Here is a 12,811-nt window from a genome sequence, read left to right as displayed (position 1 = left end):
ATGACATTCACTGACTGCGAAAATCACGAAAACGACATCGCCATTGTCGCGATGGAATGCCGTATTCCCGGTGCCGACAACGTCGACAAGCTCTGGGAACTCCTGCTGGAAAACCGCTGCACGATTCAGGATCTGAGCGACGACCAGCTCGCTGACGCCGGTGTATTGCCGGAGCTGCGATCGCATCCCGACTACGTCAAGCGCGCCGCCATTCTGGAGGATGTCGACAAGTTTGATGCCGCCTATTTCGATATGAGCGCTCGCGAGGCCGACGTACTCGACGTGCAGCAGCGGATGATGCTGGAAGCCGCCGTAACCCTGCTCAACCGTGGTAACGTCGATCCCGCCCGTGTCGGGCAGCGCATTGGCGTCTTTGCGGGTTCGGGCTTCAGCTCATACTTATTCGGCGTGCTGGAGCAAGTCGAGTTGGTCGATGCGCTAGGCGAAATGCTGGTCCGCCATGGCAACGACAAGGATTTTCTGGCGAACCGGATATCGTACAAGCTGAATCTGCAAGGCCCGAGCGTTAACGTCCAGACGTCCTGCTCGACCGGCCTGGTCGCAGTCCATAGCGCGGTGCAGAGTCTCTTACTAGGCGAATGCGATCAGGCGATTGCGGGGTCAGTCTACATCCGCCTGCCCCAACATGCCGGCTACAAGTACCAGACCGACGGCGTGCTATCACCCGATGGCTTGTGCCGTCCATTCGACGCCGACGCGCGCGGCACCATCTTTACCAATGGTCTTGGCCTCGTTTTGTTGAAGCGGCTACGCGACGCCGTTGAGGACGGCGACGACATCGTAGCCGTGATCGCCGGGTCGGCGATCAACAACGACGGGTCGAAGAAGGTGGGATTCACTGCGCCCAGCGTGGGCGGCCAGATCGACGTGCTCGCCGATGCACTGGCAGTGTCGGGCATATCGCCTGGCGAGATGCAGTTCATCGAGGCGCATGGCACCGGAACCGTGCTCGGCGACCCCATCGAGATCGAGGCCATCCGTCAGGCTTACGGTCCCGAGGGCACGCCTTGCGCAATCGGCTCGCTGAAGGGTCATTTTGGCCATTTCAACATCGCTGCGGGAATCATCGGCCTCATCAAGACCGCCCTCGTGCTCAGGAACGGTATCGTACCCAGTACCCTGCATCTGCAGCGCGTGAATCCGCAACTGGAACTGGATGGGTCGCGCTTCTTCGTCGCAGACCGCCAGCTTCAACTGGACATGAGCCGGACCCGCTACGCGGCCGTGAGTGCCTTCGGCATGGGAGGGACCAACTGCCACCTCGTGCTGCGCAGTGCGCCCCCAATGCCGCGGGCTGCACCAGCCAGCGCCAGCCGTGCGCAGTTGTTCACGTTCTCGGCCCGATCCGACGAGGCCCTTGAGCGGCTGGCCGGGCTGCTTGCCGACCAGTTCGAGGCGGCGCTCGAAACCTCGATTGCCGATGCAGCCTACACGTCCCGGGTGGCCCGCACGCTTTTGCCAGTGCGCGGCGCCGTGGTCGCACGGCACGCCTCGGAGGCGGCCACGCGGCTGCGCTCACGCGACTTCCTGCGCAGTCGTCACGCCCGGCCGCCGCTACTGGCCTTCGTGTTTGGCGGACAGGGTACGCAGCGGCTGGGCATGGGCCGCGCCCTGGCTGCGGAATGGCCCGCGTACCAAGAACATCTGGAGCACGCGGTCCATGCGCTGGATCCAGCTGGCGAAACCCGCCTGCACGCCTGCCTGTGGCAGGCCACATCCGAGGCTGAGCTGCTTCCGACAGAAGTCGCCCAGCCGCTGATCTTTGCTGTCGAGTACGCACTCGCGCAAGCCTTGATCAATAGCGGCCTCCGGCCTGACTACCTCATGGGACACAGTCTCGGCGAAGTGGTGGCGGCCTCGATCAGCGGCGTCTTCGATCTGGAGGCGGCTGGCGCCCTTGTAGCAGCGCGGGCACGCGTCATGGCGGCCTGCGAACCTGGAGCGATGCTCAGCGTAGAACATCTGGAGCCGTTCCGGTTGATGCTCGATGCTGGGCGGCTCGCACTCGCAGCACACAATTCGCCGCGGCAATATGTGCTGTCGGGGTCGCTCGCGATCATCGAGGAAGCCGAGGCGCTGGCGCGAGCACGCGGTCTCGCACATCAGCGGCTCAAAACCTCGCATGCCTTTCACTCGCCCATGATGTCGCTTGCTGCTCGCACATTCCTCGACCATCTACGCGAGGTGAACTTCGGCATTGCGCGCACGCCCATCGTCTCCAACATCACGGGCCGACTGCTTACCGAGTACGAGTACCGCAACCCTGTGTATTGGTCCGACCATCTGGTCCGCACGGTTCAGTTCGCTGCATCGGTGGACACGCTGGTCGGTCTTGGGGTGCGTCATTTCATCGAGATCGGACACGGCCATGCGATGGGCAATCTGCTTCGCGGCAACCTGCGAGAGAGCGCTGCCCGCGAAGCGGTGATCGTGCCAGCGATGGCCAGCATCGACGATGAATACGCGCATTTCCTGGAGGCGGTCGCGCTAGGCTGGACCCGGTCGCCAGACATTGACATCGAGCCGCATGCGGACAGTCGGCGGAAGATCTCGCTGCCCGTGTATCCCTTCGCACGGGACACCCACTGGGTGCAGCCAGTGATCGGTTTCCAGCCGCGCCGCCAAGGTAGGTCGATCGAACCGGAGCCGGTCCGTCCGTCTTGCGCCGAGCTTTCCGGGGAAACTTCCGCAGCAACGGATGGCGCCGATGCGAACGGTGTACGGCCAGCGAATCAGACAGTCGATGCCGACCAGTCAAATCCCGTGGAAGGCCCCGTCGCCGGCATCTATAAAACATTCCTCGGTGGCACGGAACTCAGCACCGAACTCAGCTTCTTCGAACTTGGCGGCAATTCCCTGCTGGCCATCCAACTGGTCAATCGACTGCGGGAAACTTTCGGGGTGGAAATTCCGTTGCGAAGCTTCTATGAGCACAGCTCAATCGCCGCGATCTCACGTGAGATCGCCCGTCAACTGCTTCAGGAGTCTGCCAGTGTCTGAGTCCACCGCGCTGTCCTGCGACCAGTTGGCGCGGCTGACCGCCAGGCTCCAGCGCCTCGGAGCCGCCCAGGTCGGGGGCAGGGCGGCCCCTTCGTGCGCCGCCCTGCCCGACCTCGGCGTCATTTTCTTTTCCGGACTCATCTCCGGGCTAGGGCCTTACGAGCTACTGCTAGATGTCGCCCGGTACGTGGACGAAGCGGGCTTTCACGCGATCTGGACACCGGAGCGGCACTTCACCGAGGTCGGCGGGGCCTATCCGAATCCCGCGCTGCTCGCGGCGGCACTGGCCACCGTAACGCAGCGCGTACGCCTGCGCGCCGGCAGCATCAACCTGCCGCTGCATGACCCACTGCGCGTGGCGGAGGAGTGGGCTGTCGTCGATCAGTTGTCGAACGGCCGAGTCGACATCGCCATCGCACCCGGCTGGCACGTGAGGGATTTCGTGCTCAAACCAGAAAACTTCCAGAACAAATTCGATATCGTCAATGATTATCTTGAGCAGGTGCGCGCGGCGTGGCGAGGTCAGCCCATCGAGCGCCCAGACGCCTTCGGCGAGCCTCATGCGATCGTGACCTATCCACGGCCGGTGCAGCCGGAGTTGCCGGTCTGGCTCACCACGTCGCAGCGAGAGGAAGCGTGGGAATTCGCCGGCCGCAGCGGCTTCAACGTGCTGAGCGCGCTGATCAATTTCGGCCCCAAAGACCTGGAGCGCCGCATCGGAATCTACCGCGCGGCACGTAAAGCGGCCGGATGGGATCCGGAAACGGGCACCGTTTCCCTGATGCTGCACACCTATGTCGATACGGATGCGTCTTGCGCCATCGAGCGGGTGCGCCCGGCGTTGACTGAGTACCTGAAGTCGTTCGTTTCCCAGCATCAGAGCGCCAATCAAGCCGACGCCAACGACAAGGTGCGCACGCTCCAAAGCCTGGGCGACGATCGCGACGACTTCGTCGAGATGGTCTTCTCGCGTTACGTCAACACGAGTTCACTGATTGGCGATCTCAGGGAAGTGCAAACGCGGCTCGAAGCTTTCTGCCGCATGGGTGTGGACGAAGTAGCCTGCCTCGTGGACTTCGGCCTCGACAAGACCCACGTGCTCGACAGCCTGCGCCTGCTGTCGCAACTGATCGAACATCGACAGAAATGAAACTCTTCGCATTTCAGGGGCTGCGCCCCCGAATTCACCCCGATGCCTATGTTTTCGAGGATGCCGTCATCATCGGCGATGTCGAGATAGGGCCGGGTGTCAGCATCTGGCCTGGGGTCACCATCCGTGGCGACAAGGCCCGCATTCTGATTGGCGCGGGCAGCAATATCCAGGAGCACGCGATGCTCCACGCAGACCCTGGATATCCGCTCACACTTGGAGAAAACGTGACGATCGGACACGGCGTGATGCTGCACGGCTGCGACGTCGGCTCGCATTCCGTCATTGGCATCGGCGCGATCCTGCTGAATGGGTCGAAGGTGGGCTCATGCAGTCTCGTTACAGCCGGTTCGCAGTTGGGTGCCGGTCCCCCGTTTGCCGACAACAGCCTAATCTCCGGGAATCCGGCTCGCGTGCTGATGACGCTTGGCGTCAGTGACATCGGAGGGCTGCGGGACACCGCGAGGGAATATCAGGATCTGGCCGAGGCCTATCGCCGCGATCTGCATCCCTTGCGGCCTGACGAGATCAGGCTGGAGTCTCGGCGCGCAGGTGGTGTCCGGTGATGGGTCTGCATAGCAGCAGGCGGGATCGATCGCTGCTTCGCGTGAGTGGGAATGCACACGAAAGCGGACGGCCCCGCCTCCTCGTCTGCTTCCACCACGCGGGAGCGGGTGCATCGAGCTTCTCGGGCTGGCCCGCCGAAACCGAGCTCCACGCAGATCTCGCCCTCGTGCAGTTGAAGGGCCGGGAAGACCGCTATGCGGAACGGCTCGACGACACCTTGCCAGCGCTCTCGTACGAGATTGCGGCCGCCCTGCATCGCACCGGGCACCGGGACCTTGTCCTCTTTGGACACAGCATGGGCGGTACCCTCGCGTGGTGGGTAGCGGCCGCCCTCTGGCAACGCCACGGCCGGCATTGCCGGCTGGTAATTTCCGCTCAGGTGCCCAACGTGCCTCCCCGGGTCAGTCTGTGGCGTCCGGGCAATCTCCCCGCGTGGTATGCCAGCCTCGGCGAACCTTGGCCGTCTGTGCTGGACGATCCCGAGATGCAGGCCATACTGAGCACAACATTGGACGCCGACATCGCATGGATGCGAAGGGAATCCCAGCGCCCGCTTCCGGGACCGCTGCCGCTGACTGTCCACGGCCTCGGCTGGGAGTCGGACCAGTTGGTGCACCCGCAGGACATGCTGCACTGGCAAGCCTTGATCACCGGACAATTCACGCTTCACACGCTGCCAGGCGGGCATCTCGAACTATGCGCGCGGCCCGCGCCCGCACTCGCACTGTTGCGCCGACTTCTCGACAAGGAATGCCGACATGCACTCCGCCCCGACGCTTGAATACTTGCGCCTGCGCGGCGAGATCCGCATGGGTTTCCAGCGGCATACCCCGCCGTTTTCGTACACGACGCAGGAACAATGGCCGATCGGCTATTCCGTCGCACTAGCGACCGAGGTGGCCGACGCGCTAGCCGTACGTCTGGGTACGCCGTTGCGCATCCAGCCCGTCGAAGTCACCTCGACGACCCGTACCGAACTACTGATCAGCGGCGCGATCGACATCGAGTGCGGCTCGACCACGATTACCGAAGAGCGCCAACGCCATGTCGCTTTCAGCCGCCCCATCTTTCATACTGTGCATCGCGTGGCGTTGAAGGGCGAACGTTCGCTCTCGGGCACACGCGCGATCCGAGTCACGGGCATCACCGGTTCGACCAGCCATCGGGCGCTGCTCGACGCAAGCGCTCCCGGATGCGCCCCGCACTTCGTTGGCCGCCCAAGCATCGGCGAAGCCTTCGACGCCTTTCTCGAAGACGGCCAGATCGACGGCATCGTGGCGGATGAGGTCATCCTGGCCGGTCTGATGCTCCGCTCTCGCCAGGGCGGCGTCACGCTCATCGAGGAACGTTTCGGCGGTGAGCACTATGGTTTCATGATGCGGCCTGGAGATCGCACGTTCCATGAGGCGGTGGGCCAAGCGCTCGGCGCCGTACTGGAAGCGCCCGACTTCGTCCGTCGCTACGCTCCCTGGTTCGACCGTCCGCTGCCGGGTCTCGGGTTCAGCCTGGGCCTGGACTTCGATCGACAACTCCCTCACCTTATCCGTCCGGAGCCTGAATTGGGCGCCGGACAACTTTGCATAACCCCTATCAGTCATCCTTGAGGAAGTACATGAAAGCAGGCATCCTCGGCTTCGGCAACGTGGCCGCCGCCACCATCGAGAGCTTCCTGGCCAACCACGATCTCATCCTCGCCAAGGCTCGCTCGCCGATTGAGTTCGTCCGAATCGCCACACGCACTCCATCGCGAGCGCACGGCCGCGTGCCGATCGGCTGCCAGATCGACGACGATCCGCGCGCCCTGGTGGAAGACCCGAACGTGGACGTGGTGATCGAGCTGACCGGCAATGTATCGATCGGACGCGAACTGGTGCTGCGCGCCCTCGCGCAGGGCAAACATGTCATCACCGCCAACAAGGCGCTGCTGGCCCGCCACGGCGCGGAGATCATGGCCGCCGCCGCGCACGCCGGGCGCCGGGTGCTGTTCGAAGGCGCTGTTGCAGTGTCGATACCCATCATCAAGACGCTACGCGAGGCAGCGGCGGCAAACCGGATTTCGTCGGTAGTGGGCATCCTCAACGGCACGTCCAACTATGTGCTATCGCAAATGAGCGAGCACGGCGCGGACTTCGCCACGGCGCTCGCCGAAGCGCAACGCCGCGGCTATGCCGAGGCCGATCCCACGCTGGACATCAACGGCGAGGATGCCGCTCACAAGATCACCCTGCTGGCGTCGCTGGCCTTTGGCGTGCCGATCGACTTCGCGAGGGTCGATTTCAAGGGCATCACGGACATCGAGCGCGAAGACATCGAATTCGCGAAACGACTCGGGCATCAGGTGAAGCTCATCGCGCAGGCGAAGCGCGTGGACGATGGCATGGTGATCGGCGCGCGACCAACCCTGGTGCCGAACCGTTCGATGCTGGCTCTGGTGGGCGGCTCGATGAATGGCATCGCGTTGCAAGGCGACCTGCTTGGGTCGGCGTTCCTCTATGGATCGGGTGCAGGCGGCAAACAGACTTCCAGCGCCGTGCTCGCCGATCTTCTGGAACTGGCCAACGGCAGCGGGCCCAACGTGGGCGGCGGCGCCTACAACATGGGCTTTCGCAACGCCGCGCCTGCGGTGGCTCCGGCCTGCGGGAAACCGAACCTCGTGGAAGCGTTCTACGTCCGGCTTCGCCTCGACGACCGCGCGGGCACGCTCGCCAAGGTCAGCCGCGTGCTGGCCACTGCGAATATCTCGGCGCATTCGCTGCTTCAGGACGCCACACAGGGCGAGTTGACGGACCTGGTCGTCATCACTCACCCGGTCTCCGAGGAACGGCTGCTCAAAACGCTGCCCCAGCTCCAGGATGCCGCTGGCCCGGGGCATTCCGTGGTCGTGCTTCCCGTTCTGGATGACTGCGGATGCTGAGCGAGGCATTCTCGAACCAGCACACGTCGGACAGCAATGCGCTGCTCATCCATGTGCGGCCCGACGACAGCCTGCTATGGTCGTTTCCGCTCTGGCTGATCTGCCATCGCCTTGGCATGCCAGCACTGTTGGCGGCGCAAGCCCCGGCACCTCATGCCGCCCCAGCCGCGATCACGCACCGGCCACCGGAAGTACGTCTGGGCACGCAAACCCTCGCCCAGTTGCTGACGATCATCGAGACGCTGTACGAACAGTTTCCGCACGCGGGCGTCTGGCCCGGCGAGCCGTCCGCGCGAGCCCGCGCCCGGGACGCGTGCGGCGGCCTGCTGACACTATGCCGACAGGACATCAGTGCCCCGCTTCGTGCCGATGAAACGGACGCCAGTACGATCGCACACGTGGCGCATCGACTGCGCAGCGCGCTCGACGACGACAGGCATGGCGCGGTGGCATCTGTTGCCGCCGCGACCCTGGTGCTGGACATGAACGAATTGTTCGATGTGCAAAGCGAAGATCATATACGGGCTATGCTGGAAAGTCCGGCGGCTTCAGCGTGGCTGAGCGATCCGCAGGTGCAGGAGCGGCGCGCGTGGACACGGGGATTCAACCTGGCCTCCAAACTGCGACGTGCTGGATTCGCATTATGATCCTCATCATTTGCGGCAGCCCGCGCTCCGAAGGGCAGACCAGCCAAGCACTGCGCCTAATCGAACAGCGATTGCTGCAGTTCGGTTACTCGACACAACGCGTGTGCGTGGGCACACTCGACCTGCCCTTTTATGGACTGGACAATGGTGCGTCTGCCGATCTGAGCGTCTGGCGTCAGGCAGTCGACTCCGCTTGTGCGCTTGTAATCGGGAGCCCGGAATATCACGGCAGTTTCAGTGCAGGGCTGAAGAATCTCCTCGATCATCTCGACAGCACGCTCGTCGCAGGCAAGCCCGCCGCGCTGGTTGCGGCCTCAGGTAGTCCACGGGGCGGCATGGCCACCCTGGCGGCCATGCGTCATGTGCTGCGCTCACTGCATGTGCCGGCCGTCGTGGAGCAGTTGGCCGTATGCCCGCAGGACAGGGATACGCGTAACGGCCGCTGGTCGAACGATCTACTGGCGCAAGCCGATTCTGTTGTTGCCGGTCTGCTGCGACAGATTGCACCAGCAAGCCCCCCTGCGCCGGGCCCATTCAACGGCAGATCCGCGCAGCCTTGATCAGCGTTGCCCTAGATCGATGCGCGCTGGCTTCCTATACTTCGCCAGGGGCCGCGTATTACCGCCCGGCCTGATCAAGCGCCGTGCGTGCAAATTCCACCACGAAGCCAGTGACTTGCCGCCCCAGCGGCGGCTCCTGCTGCCAGTGATGCCAGAATAGCGGAATGGAGAGTCCGCCCCCCGGCGCGAGATCGACGAGCTGGCCATTCTTTAGCAGTACTTCTGCATGCTGCACGGGAATGAGACCGTATCCGTTGCCGCTTCGGATCGCGCTCAACAGCGCGGCGGGCGATGGGAAATAGTGGCGCGGAAACTGTTTCAGCTCCACGCCGAACATCGATTTCAGGAAAGTGTCGTGGAGTGAGTCTTTGCGATTGAAGAGCACCGCCGGCACCGATTTCGCGTCATGCAGGGTCAGCCCACGCGGAAAATAGTGCCGTGCGAACGCTGGCGCGGCAGCGCACCGGTACGTCATCGCACCGAGCGGAATAGCGTTGAAACCTGGCGAAGACTGGCATTCAGTGGAAATGCAGCCCGTGACATCCCCACGCGTCAGCATGTGCCGCGTATGGCCCTGATCGTCGACGCTGATCTCCAGCGCCACGGGCAGTTGCTGGAGCAACGCTTCCGAGCACCTGTCAAACCACGTTGCGAGGGAATCCGAATTGACGGCAATCGCGATGGGCGTACGTTTGTGCCGCGACGTGCGCAGCTTCAGGCCGACGTACACATCGTGCTCAAGCAAGCGCAAGGTTTTCACGTACCGCAGCACGATTTCGCCAGCAGCGGTTGGCGTTGGAGGTCGCTCGCGCACCAGCAGCACGGTGGAAAGCGCTTCCTCCAGCGTCTTGATACGCTGCGATACAGCGCCTCGGGTAATGTTGAGCGCATTGGCCGCCTGCTCGAAACTCCCGTATTCCGTTACAGTCGCAAAAGCTTCTAGTTGAAACCGATCAAGCATGATCGCACCCCTCGTGAACATCTTTAGCATTACATTAATTTTTACATCTCGTTACATCTCAACCAAACTCAACATTGCAGACCACAATGGATTTCCAATGTGCTGATTAATATGCATCTCACCAGACCCACGGATCAATGATCCTGAATGCCGCCCACGCTGCAGGTCAAATAGATACAAATAAATAATTACATAACATTTCAATTAATTTCAAACCTCACCATCCGCATTCGGTGCCGCCTCATAAATCGACGAAGCAAATCATAAATTGATTGAATCAAGATTGGGCCCATCAAAGGATAGATGAAACACCTTATCTTGCGCAATTTTATTAATTAAATATGATTTCCACAATTTATTCGACAACACCACCTCCCGGCAAGGTGTCGCATTGCAAGACACCAGGAACCACCTGGAAAACTTGATATAGAAGCAGATCGAGCACCGATAAAAGTTCATGCAGACTTGCAGGCACAAAGTGCTTCAGACTGTCACACTGAGTCATCCCACTTGTGCAAAGCGGAAGTGGTATTCGGGGCAGTACTCGGATCCGCTATAACCCGGCCATATTCGTCTTGGATTTCAGAGACCCAAACTCGATCTTCAAAGCGTCAATTCGATTACATACCTCCATTATTGGCAGCTCAACACACATCGATTACCCGACACTTGCGGAAAAACTTTGGGAAGCAAACTAACCTGGGCAGGCATCGAGACACCTGAGCGCCGACGACGGCAAGCTCACGCTGCTGCGTTGCCTGATGGGTGTCGTCGCCGCGAAAAGCGGCACCGTAGCGCGGCGCGGCGGCGACCTGTCGGGCGGCCAGCAGCAGCAGCTCGCGATCGGCCGTGCGCTGATGAGCGAGCCGCAGTTGCTGATCCTCGACGAGCCGACCGAAGGCATCCAGCCGTCGATCATCCAGGACATCGGCCGCACGCTGCGCCAGCTCGTCGACGAATCGAACCTGACGGTGCTGCTCGTCGAGCAGTATTACGATTTCGCGCGCTCGATCGCGGACCGCTACTGGGTGATGAGCCGCGGCGAGATCGTCGCGGGCGGCAACGCACGCGATATGGAAACGCACGGCGTGCGCGAACTGATCGCGGTGTGACCCACGGCACGGCAGCGGGTACGGGCGGCCGGTTCGCGGTGCGGCCGTACGCGGCGCTTTCAACGAACGCGGCATCTGCATTATTGTTCCGGTAGCATCCACGTTCTTCGCGCCCGTTTCCGTCGTTTCCCCGCTCGCCGCCGATGTCCGCCTCCGATTCCCACGCCTCGCTGTCCCGCCCCGCCGTCGCCAAGTCGTGGCGCGGCCGCCTCGAACTCGGCTTCGAGCGGCACGGCGCGCGCACGACACTCGCGCACCGGCTGCACGACGGCCCGCTGCGCGTGCAGCGGCCGCTGTACCCGGAAGGCGACGCGATCTGCCATGCGGTGATCGTCCACCCGCCGGGCGGCGTCGCGGGCGGCGACCGGCTCGACATCGACATCGCGCTCGGCGACGGCACGCACGCGGTGCTGACGACGCCCGGCGCGACCAAGTGGTACAAGTCGAACGGGCTGGACGCGACACAGCGCATCGGCATCACGGTCGGCGAACACGCAAAACTCGACTGGCTGCCGCAGAACAACCTGTTCTTCGACGCGACGCACGCGTCGCTCGACTTCACGGTCAAGCTCGGCGCGGGCGCCAGTGCGATCGGCTGGGACGCGTCGCAGCTCGGCCGGCAGGCGGCCGGCGAAACCTGGTCGGCGGGCCGCATCGCGTCGACTTCGGCGCTCGTCGACGCCGGCGGCCGGCCGCTATGGACCGAACGCGCACTGCTCGATGCACGCGACCCGCTGCGGGGCGCGCTGCAGGGTCTCGCCGGCTTTCCGGCATACGGCACGCTGTGGGCCACCGGCGCCGCGTGCGACGCCGCGCTCGCCGAATCGCTCGCCGCGCGGATGCCGTTCGACGCCACGCTGCGCGCGGGCGCGACCTGCGTGACGCCGGGCGTCGTGCTGGTGCGCGCGCTGTCGACCTCGATGGAAGCGCTGCAACGCTACTTCACCGACTGCTGGCTGCATCTGCGGCCTGTCGTGCACGGCGTCGACGCACGACCGCTGCGCCTCTGGCAAACCTGAGCGCGATCGCGCCGCGCACCGTTTCGGCGCGGCGTCGCGGCGAACACCGCACGTTGTTCATGCATCGCGCACCACGAGCGCGCATCGCGCTGCGTTCCATGCACATGGCACGCGCCTTGCTCCTTACATAACCGATACACGACGCACGCAAAACAGCGCGGTGCTACGATGATCCGCGCGTCCACCCGGTGCGTGCGCACCGATAAAAATTACGCCTTCCTGAACGTTTTCTTTCATGAAACTGACTCCCCGAGAGAAGGACAAGCTGCTGATCTTCACGGCGGCGCTGCTGGCGGAGCGCCGTCGCGCGCGCGGCCTGAAGCTCAACTATCCGGAGGCGGTTGCCTTCATCACCGCCGCGCTGATGGAAGCCGCGCGCGACGGCAAGACGGTCGCCGAGGTCATGCATTACGGCACGACGCTGCTCACGCGCGACGACGTGATGGACGGCGTGCCGGAGATGATTCCCGACATCCAGGTCGAGGCGACCTTCCCCGACGGCACGAAGCTCGTGACCGTCCACCATCCGATTCCGTGAGGCACCCCGCATGATCCCCGGCGAAATCCTCACCGACGACGGCGAGCACGAACTGAACGCGGGCCGCGAAACGCTCACGCTGACGGTCGCGAACACAGGCGACCGCCCCGTGCAGGTCGGCTCGCACTACCACTTCTTCGAAGTCAACGACGCGCTGTCGTTCGACCGCTCGGCCGCGCGCGGCTTTCGCCTGAACATCGCGGCCGGCACCGCGGTGCGCTTCGAGCCGGGCCAGACGCGCACCGTCGAGCTGGTTGCGCTGGCGGGCGAGCGCGCCGTCTACGGTTTTCAGGGCAAGGTGATGGGGCCGCTCTGAGCCGCT

The 12,811-nt window shown here is 63.3% G+C and carries 12 protein-coding genes and 1 pseudogene; 12 read left to right on the top strand and 1 reads right to left on the bottom strand.

Going from position 1 to position 12,811, the window contains the following annotated elements:
* From HWX36_RS07575 to HWX36_RS07540, 8 genes are read left to right on the top strand one after another with little or no spacing between them, the layout of a single operon-like run.
* Complete coding sequence (locus HWX36_RS07575) at positions 1 to 3,021, top strand: type I polyketide synthase (protein WP_175951556.1); 3,021 nt, start codon at positions 1 to 3, stop codon at positions 3,019 to 3,021.
* Positions 3,014 to 4,171 carry a MupA/Atu3671 family FMN-dependent luciferase-like monooxygenase gene (locus tag HWX36_RS07570; protein WP_175951555.1) on the top strand — a complete coding sequence of 386 codons (1,158 nt, stop codon included), beginning with the start codon at positions 3,014 to 3,016 and terminating at the stop codon, positions 4,169 to 4,171. Before HWX36_RS07575 ends, HWX36_RS07570 begins: the two co-directional genes overlap by 8 nt.
* Positions 4,168 to 4,737: a gamma carbonic anhydrase family protein gene (locus HWX36_RS07565; protein WP_175951554.1), complete on the top strand. Its 570-nt coding sequence runs from the start codon at positions 4,168 to 4,170 to the stop codon at positions 4,735 to 4,737. Before HWX36_RS07570 ends, HWX36_RS07565 begins: the two co-directional genes overlap by 4 nt.
* Entirely contained in the window at positions 4,737 to 5,519 is a 783-nt protein-coding gene (locus tag HWX36_RS07560; RefSeq protein ID WP_175951553.1) for an alpha/beta fold hydrolase, read from the top strand. Before HWX36_RS07565 ends, HWX36_RS07560 begins: the two co-directional genes overlap by 1 nt.
* Positions 5,497 to 6,342, top strand: a complete 846-nt coding sequence (locus HWX36_RS07555; RefSeq protein ID WP_175951552.1) for a transporter substrate-binding domain-containing protein — start codon at positions 5,497 to 5,499, stop codon at positions 6,340 to 6,342. The genes HWX36_RS07560 and HWX36_RS07555 overlap by 23 nt, the downstream gene beginning before the upstream one ends.
* 8 nt (positions 6,343 to 6,350) lie before the next feature.
* Positions 6,351 to 7,652: a homoserine dehydrogenase gene (locus HWX36_RS07550; RefSeq protein WP_175951551.1), complete on the top strand. Its 1,302-nt coding sequence runs from the start codon at positions 6,351 to 6,353 to the stop codon at positions 7,650 to 7,652.
* Complete coding sequence (locus tag HWX36_RS07545; protein WP_175951550.1) at positions 7,646 to 8,299, top strand: hypothetical protein; 654 nt, start codon at positions 7,646 to 7,648, stop codon at positions 8,297 to 8,299. The genes HWX36_RS07550 and HWX36_RS07545 overlap by 7 nt, the downstream gene beginning before the upstream one ends.
* Positions 8,296 to 8,859, top strand: a complete 564-nt coding sequence (locus HWX36_RS07540; protein ID WP_175951549.1) for an NAD(P)H-dependent oxidoreductase — start codon at positions 8,296 to 8,298, stop codon at positions 8,857 to 8,859. The genes HWX36_RS07545 and HWX36_RS07540 overlap by 4 nt, the downstream gene beginning before the upstream one ends.
* A 58-nt stretch (positions 8,860 to 8,917) precedes the next feature.
* Here HWX36_RS07540 and argP read toward each other — a convergent pair whose 3' ends face one another.
* Positions 8,918 to 9,820, bottom strand: a complete 903-nt coding sequence (gene argP / locus HWX36_RS07535; RefSeq protein ID WP_175951548.1) for an HTH-type transcriptional regulator ArgP — start codon at positions 9,818 to 9,820, stop codon at positions 8,918 to 8,920.
* Between the two features lie 734 nt (positions 9,821 to 10,554).
* Here argP and HWX36_RS07530 point away from each other — a divergent pair.
* The 4 genes and pseudogenes from HWX36_RS07530 to HWX36_RS07515 form a co-directional block, all read left to right on the top strand.
* A pseudogene (locus HWX36_RS07530) lies at positions 10,555 to 10,932 on the top strand (ATP-binding cassette domain-containing protein); the annotation flags it as partial.
* A 143-nt stretch (positions 10,933 to 11,075) separates the two neighbouring features.
* A complete protein-coding gene (locus tag HWX36_RS07525; protein WP_175951547.1) occupies positions 11,076 to 11,951 on the top strand; it encodes an urease accessory protein UreD in 876 nt (291 codons plus the stop codon).
* A gap of 235 nt (positions 11,952 to 12,186) precedes the next feature.
* Positions 12,187 to 12,489, top strand: a complete 303-nt coding sequence (gene ureA, locus HWX36_RS07520; protein WP_006406310.1) for an urease subunit gamma — start codon at positions 12,187 to 12,189, stop codon at positions 12,487 to 12,489.
* Between the two features lie 10 nt (positions 12,490 to 12,499).
* Positions 12,500 to 12,805 (top strand): urease subunit beta, encoded by a 306-nt coding sequence (locus HWX36_RS07515; RefSeq protein WP_175951546.1) that lies wholly within the window; start codon positions 12,500 to 12,502, stop codon positions 12,803 to 12,805.
* Positions 12,806 to 12,811 lie beyond the last annotated feature (6 nt).

The sequence above is a fragment of the Burkholderia sp. BCC0405 genome (assembly GCF_902833075.1).
Classification (GTDB): Bacteria; Pseudomonadota; Gammaproteobacteria; order Burkholderiales; family Burkholderiaceae; genus Burkholderia.
This window is presented reverse-complemented; position numbering and strand designations above follow the sequence as displayed.

Excerpts from the sequence above, each read along its gene's own strand:
- HWX36_RS07545 (WP_175951550.1), top strand. The coding sequence starts at position 7,646 with ATGCTGAGCGAGGCATTCTCGAACCAGCACACGTCGGACAGCAATGCG.
- HWX36_RS07555 (WP_175951552.1), top strand. The coding sequence starts at position 5,497 with ATGCACTCCGCCCCGACGCTTGAATACTTGCGCCTGCGCGGCGAGATC.
- HWX36_RS07575 (WP_175951556.1), top strand. The coding sequence starts at position 1 with ATGACATTCACTGACTGCGAAAATCACGAAAACGACATCGCCATTGTC.
- HWX36_RS07550 (WP_175951551.1), top strand. The coding sequence starts at position 6,351 with ATGAAAGCAGGCATCCTCGGCTTCGGCAACGTGGCCGCCGCCACCATC.
- HWX36_RS07565 (WP_175951554.1), top strand. The coding sequence starts at position 4,168 with ATGAAACTCTTCGCATTTCAGGGGCTGCGCCCCCGAATTCACCCCGAT.
- HWX36_RS07515 (WP_175951546.1), top strand. The coding sequence starts at position 12,500 with ATGATCCCCGGCGAAATCCTCACCGACGACGGCGAGCACGAACTGAAC.
- ureA (WP_006406310.1), top strand. The coding sequence starts at position 12,187 with ATGAAACTGACTCCCCGAGAGAAGGACAAGCTGCTGATCTTCACGGCG.
- HWX36_RS07540 (WP_175951549.1), top strand. The coding sequence starts at position 8,296 with ATGATCCTCATCATTTGCGGCAGCCCGCGCTCCGAAGGGCAGACCAGC.
- HWX36_RS07560 (WP_175951553.1), top strand. The coding sequence starts at position 4,737 with ATGGGTCTGCATAGCAGCAGGCGGGATCGATCGCTGCTTCGCGTGAGT.
- HWX36_RS07525 (WP_175951547.1), top strand. The coding sequence starts at position 11,076 with ATGTCCGCCTCCGATTCCCACGCCTCGCTGTCCCGCCCCGCCGTCGCC.
- argP (WP_175951548.1), bottom strand. The coding sequence starts at position 9,820 with ATGCTTGATCGGTTTCAACTAGAAGCTTTTGCGACTGTAACGGAATAC.